Genomic DNA, 4,029 nt, shown 5'->3' on the forward strand with positions numbered 1-4,029 from the left:
ATTACTCATCGCGTATTACCTACCTTTGAAATGAACCCTCGTTCACATAGGAAATCAGCCCGTCGAAGCTCGCCAGCTATAACTGACTTCCTCGAAGGCTCATATCAAAGTGATTGGATTCGACGTTAAAAATTGTGCTGTGAATGCACGGTGGAAATAAAAATGCCACCAGCCCGTGTGCGTTGGGTACGCGATGGGAACGGGTGGCAGCATGCGTTATTCCTGTAGCCACTCAGGGAATGGACACAGAAATATTTACTTTAGTTTCATAGGTTAACTAATTGTTAAGTTTTATTCGCTTGTTGTTGGGTGGGGCTGGGTTTATTAGATTTATCTGTCTTTGATGTTGTACGTGAAAATAAGGAACATGATATGAAAAAATACACTTTTCTTTGCCTGTTGGCAGGTGCTACTCTTTTAGCCTCAATGCAGACCTATGCTTCGATTTGTGCAAATCAGAATGGTGTTGACAGATGGAAAGCTTGTATGGAGTGGTGCGTAGCAATGAGCGAAAAAGGCCCATTAACTCTTCAAACCTGTTTATAATAAATCGAAATATAGGACGGTGGGAATACTACCGTCCTCTCACCGACACCACGCCCTAACCTACTCCTGCCCCCAGTATCATTTGCTCTGAGGTGGTGGTGTGTTATTCGCCCGCATAATTTGCGCTCTTTCTTGTATTTCGCCCATCACTTTCTCTAATTGCAATGCCAGACAGTACAGCCTGAACAAAGACTGTGAGAATGATGATTGATTAGCTTGTACGCGGTATTCAATGGTTGCTGTGGGTATTTGGCTTTCAATCATGTCTATCTCCTAATTCAGCCCTCACATACTCCTGCAAATATCTCAGTTTTGCCCGGTCGTTGATGATGCCTTCTCGGATATCGAGAATAGTTGATCCAGTTTCTCCAGTGAGTTCGACGGAGGTTGGAGTGCCCATGCTGCCGGCGGTAACGGTTTCAGACACGGGACAGGTGGCTTTGATACGCAGCTTGCGACGACCAGCGGCAACATCAGCCCGAAGAGTGTCAATTTCAGTCCTGGCATGGGCAAGTTCCTGTGTGTGTTGGGTGTCGAGTTCGTGGAGTTGTTTGATGTGCTCTTGCTGCTTATCTATCGCAATGACCTGTTCGTCATACTCTAACTTTAAGTTAGTGTATTCTTCGGCCTTATTATGGTACTCACTGTAATAGAACCAGAGCAGGCCAGAGACAATCACTAAAGCACTGAGAGTGAAGTACTGGTTATTGAGTTTCATAGCAACTCAAACGCTTTTTCAAACGTTGCCTCAGAATACGGCTGCCTGCCGTTCTCGTGCCGGATAATGGCTTTTGATAGTCCAATCAGCGTCGGTTTATTCACTTCAATCTTTTCGAACTGATCTACATTGAGTGCCTTAGCAACACTGTTAATATATGCAGTGGTGTTGTTTTCCGAGTCTGGCGCATATCGGTTGATGATTTTAGAGACGCTGTTGTGCCCGCCTTTATGGTAATTACACAGCAACTTCATCAGTGCCCGAATACCATATTCCGGTGATTCAAACCGACAGAACCGGGATTCAATCTTCGGGTCATGCTGCAATTGGCCTTGCCAGTGATTCTTCGGGTTATGATCAATATTGCCGGGATTGTTGTTGCGAATGCCTCTGGTCATCAGATTTTTCCCCTTTCTTGGTCAGCCCTTACGAATAATTTGATGACTCGATAGCGACTCTCAAAGTTAAATAATGCACACAAGTACTCGGAATAACGAATTTTTTCACGGATATCCTTATCGTTACGCCAATAACTACGCCATTTACGCAATAACCAGCGGCGACGATTTTGCTGTATAAGTTCTTTCGCATAATGAAAGCTCGCACCGAATACTGATTCACTGTTTTGGCTCGTCAATTTTTACCCCCGCCCTTTTCTCTGCCATCTTACGCAGCAGTTGGCCAATGAAGTCTGTACCCAAGTAGCCAATCACCACACTACCGATGTAGGCCAAGTCGGGATTTAGACCAATCAGATTTAATACGTCACGGATAAACCAGGCGAACATGGCACAAATAAAGGCGTCGATAGAGACCTTTACCCAGCCGACACCGTTGTAGCGGCCTCGGAAAAATGCCATTGTTCCGGCGAGGGCAGCGCCGATGCCTTGCTCTTTTATCGAGGCAAGCAAGTCTCCGGCTTGTACCCATAAATCAGGATTTTCTTTCATCTTCATAATCCACCCCATTAGAGCAATGGGCGTCCGTGGGGTGAACGATGGTTACCCCTGTGAGTCGGTTAAAAGTAATAGGTTGATAGTTAAGGTAAGCTGCTAGATCAGCCAAAAATCAATCAACTAGTAGAGGGATGGCTGATTACCTCTGTAAGAAGGATAAAAATGTTAGACCGAGAAACACAATACTATTTCAACCAAATTAAAGATCAGATGAAAGGACAACAGGCTGTAGTCCAATTACTCATTCATCACATTCTTAAGAACTTAGAAAACAAGCCAGGCTGTGAAAATTTCACCAATGAAGTTATCGCATCTTTAGAAACCTTAAAACAGCAAGTATGGCTAGGAAAAGAGGGGATTGATGCTGCTATTGCCTTAATGAAAGATCCAATAAAATATAGATGATATATCGCGGCCTCTGGGCCGCTTTTCATTTCAGCCCAATCTGATCGCAGTATTGTCTTGCATAATTTTCCGCACGCTCGAAGAAAGCCGCAAAGGTGCTTTCTGGATCAAAGGTTTCTTTATACTTTATGATAAGTTTATTCTCATAATCTTCATGTCCGCAAAACCCTGACACTTTGACATCAACAATTAATTGGCTCCCAGTTAACATATCAACCGTGAAAGAACCATTTTCGATACCACTACTACAATCAGCAAACATGACACTGGTCACTGTTGTTGGCATGCCAACTTCAAAAGATAATTCCATCATTCACCTCACGTCAATTTCGGTTATCCCAGCATGAAGCCTCAGCTTTAGCCTGAGAGAGTGCAGCCTCAAGGGCGGTAATGATTTTTTGCTGTGTTCCGTCCTTTATGTACCCAGTTGAGGCCATTCCCTCGCCTTTTTCTTCATCACGATACCAGATCGTTTCACCGCTTAGTTCGATTGATACTTTCATTTACACACCTATTTGATTTTACTCATGTTTTTATCATAAACAACGATTCAACTGATCTTGTCGTTGTGCCCGATTGATGATTCGCACTCAGGCTACTGGTTAATGCCATTGACCAAAGGCAATCAAAATCATCCGGGGCGGTATATTCGCTAACAAAGACCGTACAGCGGTTCGATAACTCACGAATCCAATTCCAGAACTCAGCCGTGTTAAAGGCATCGCGGTATTGCCGCGTGTTCGCATAAGGCGGGTCGCAGTAGACGACTGCGCCATCCGGTATGTTCAGTGCCTTGTAATCACTGCATAATAATTGCACGCCATCCAGATCACTTATCTGTCGCTGAATATTGCTGATAGCCTCCGCTTGATAATCACGAATACCTGATTTTGTCTGCGTGACTCCCGCGTACCCATCGAACCACTTCCCCGAATAGCTACAATTAAACCCGACCCATCCAGTTAAGTGAGGAACGCCGGTTTTGTTATGCTTTATCGCGTAGTACTGTTCTCGTGATATTTGTCCCGGTGGGTGCCAGCCAGATAACAAGGCTCGCCACATTGCCATCAGGTACTCATGATTATCCGAGGCAATAACAGGTCCAGTATGTTTGGTGTTGATGTAGCTCACCATGTTCATGCCACCAGCGAATGGCTCAACATAAACCGTATCTGTTGTTAAGTGCTCCAGAATGAAGGGGGCGATATGTTTCGCGATACGGGATTTACTCCCCATGTATTTCACAATTCCGCCTCCCTTTCTTGGTGCGAACAGAAAACAAAAAGGTCGCCGTAGCGACCATGTAATGAATAGAATTCCAACCACAACAAGATTGGAGTGTTGAGACGTTGCGGCGGTAAAATGAAAAAGGCCGCATTAAGCCTAATACCGCTCGCTTAAGAA

At 44.6% G+C, this 4,029-nt stretch carries 10 protein-coding genes; 2 read left to right on the forward strand and 8 right to left on the reverse strand.

What is annotated here, in order from left to right; translation table 11 throughout:
• The first annotated feature begins 372 nt into the window (after window positions 1-372).
• On the forward strand, window positions 373-546 hold the full coding sequence (locus ABLA85_RS08920; RefSeq protein WP_367963252.1) for a hypothetical protein: 174 nt from the start codon (window positions 373-375) through the stop codon (window positions 544-546).
• A 78-nt stretch (window positions 547-624) separates the two neighbouring features.
• Here ABLA85_RS08920 and ABLA85_RS08925 read toward each other — a convergent pair whose 3' ends face one another.
• From ABLA85_RS08925 to ABLA85_RS08945, 5 genes are read right to left on the reverse strand one after another with little or no spacing between them, the layout of a single operon-like run.
• Complete coding sequence (locus ABLA85_RS08925; protein ID WP_367963254.1) at window positions 625-810, reverse strand: hypothetical protein; 186 nt, start codon at window positions 808-810, stop codon at window positions 625-627.
• Window positions 803-1,264 carry a lysis protein gene (locus ABLA85_RS08930; RefSeq protein ID WP_367963257.1) on the reverse strand — a complete coding sequence of 154 codons (462 nt, stop codon included), beginning with the start codon at window positions 1,262-1,264 and terminating at the stop codon, window positions 803-805. The genes ABLA85_RS08925 and ABLA85_RS08930 overlap by 8 nt, the downstream gene beginning before the upstream one ends.
• The gene (locus ABLA85_RS08935; protein WP_367963260.1) at window positions 1,261-1,662 is read right to left on the reverse strand and encodes a structural protein; all 402 of its coding nucleotides are present in this window, start codon (window positions 1,660-1,662) and stop codon (window positions 1,261-1,263) included. Before ABLA85_RS08935 ends, ABLA85_RS08930 begins: the two co-directional genes overlap by 4 nt.
• A complete protein-coding gene (locus ABLA85_RS08940; protein ID WP_367963263.1) occupies window positions 1,662-1,901 on the reverse strand; it encodes a hypothetical protein in 240 nt (79 codons plus the stop codon). Before ABLA85_RS08940 ends, ABLA85_RS08935 begins: the two co-directional genes overlap by 1 nt.
• Window positions 1,882-2,220 carry a phage holin, lambda family gene (locus ABLA85_RS08945; protein WP_340619323.1) on the reverse strand — a complete coding sequence of 113 codons (339 nt, stop codon included), beginning with the start codon at window positions 2,218-2,220 and terminating at the stop codon, window positions 1,882-1,884. Before ABLA85_RS08945 ends, ABLA85_RS08940 begins: the two co-directional genes overlap by 20 nt.
• A 162-nt stretch (window positions 2,221-2,382) precedes the next feature.
• Here ABLA85_RS08945 and ABLA85_RS08950 point away from each other — a divergent pair, with 162 nt between their 5' ends.
• Window positions 2,383-2,625: a hypothetical protein gene (locus tag ABLA85_RS08950; RefSeq protein WP_367963265.1), complete on the forward strand. Its 243-nt coding sequence runs from the start codon at window positions 2,383-2,385 to the stop codon at window positions 2,623-2,625.
• Window positions 2,626-2,650: 25 nt separating this feature from the next.
• Here the strand turns inward: ABLA85_RS08950 and ABLA85_RS08955 are convergent, their stop codons facing one another.
• From ABLA85_RS08955 to ABLA85_RS08965, 3 genes are read right to left on the reverse strand one after another with little or no spacing between them, the layout of a single operon-like run.
• Window positions 2,651-2,938, reverse strand: a complete 288-nt coding sequence (locus tag ABLA85_RS08955) for a hypothetical protein (protein ID WP_367963268.1) — start codon at window positions 2,936-2,938, stop codon at window positions 2,651-2,653.
• A gap of 10 nt (window positions 2,939-2,948) precedes the next feature.
• On the reverse strand, window positions 2,949-3,128 hold the full coding sequence (locus ABLA85_RS08960; RefSeq protein ID WP_367963270.1) for an Rrf2 family transcriptional regulator: 180 nt from the start codon (window positions 3,126-3,128) through the stop codon (window positions 2,949-2,951).
• Between the two features lie 22 nt (window positions 3,129-3,150).
• On the reverse strand, window positions 3,151-3,861 hold the full coding sequence (locus tag ABLA85_RS08965; RefSeq protein ID WP_367963273.1) for a DNA adenine methylase: 711 nt from the start codon (window positions 3,859-3,861) through the stop codon (window positions 3,151-3,153).
• Between the last annotated feature and the right edge of the window lie 168 nt (window positions 3,862-4,029).

This window comes from Xenorhabdus sp. SGI246, assembly GCF_040838225.1.
In the GTDB taxonomy this organism is placed as follows: domain Bacteria; phylum Pseudomonadota; class Gammaproteobacteria; order Enterobacterales; family Enterobacteriaceae; genus Xenorhabdus; species Xenorhabdus indica.

Bases quoted from the DNA above. Each gene is read 5' to 3' on its own strand.
- ABLA85_RS08950 (WP_367963265.1), top strand. From the start codon at position 2,383: ATGTTAGACCGAGAAACACAATACTATTTCAACCAAATTAAAGATCAG.
- ABLA85_RS08925 (WP_367963254.1), bottom strand. From the start codon at position 810: ATGATTGAAAGCCAAATACCCACAGCAACCATTGAATACCGCGTACAA.
- ABLA85_RS08920 (WP_367963252.1), top strand. From the start codon at position 373: ATGAAAAAATACACTTTTCTTTGCCTGTTGGCAGGTGCTACTCTTTTA.
- ABLA85_RS08935 (WP_367963260.1), bottom strand. From the start codon at position 1,662: ATGACCAGAGGCATTCGCAACAACAATCCCGGCAATATTGATCATAAC.
- ABLA85_RS08960 (WP_367963270.1), bottom strand. From the start codon at position 3,128: ATGAAAGTATCAATCGAACTAAGCGGTGAAACGATCTGGTATCGTGAT.
- ABLA85_RS08955 (WP_367963268.1), bottom strand. From the start codon at position 2,938: ATGATGGAATTATCTTTTGAAGTTGGCATGCCAACAACAGTGACCAGT.
- ABLA85_RS08965 (WP_367963273.1), bottom strand. From the start codon at position 3,861: ATGGGGAGTAAATCCCGTATCGCGAAACATATCGCCCCCTTCATTCTG.
- ABLA85_RS08930 (WP_367963257.1), bottom strand. From the start codon at position 1,264: ATGAAACTCAATAACCAGTACTTCACTCTCAGTGCTTTAGTGATTGTC.
- ABLA85_RS08945 (WP_340619323.1), bottom strand. From the start codon at position 2,220: ATGAAGATGAAAGAAAATCCTGATTTATGGGTACAAGCCGGAGACTTG.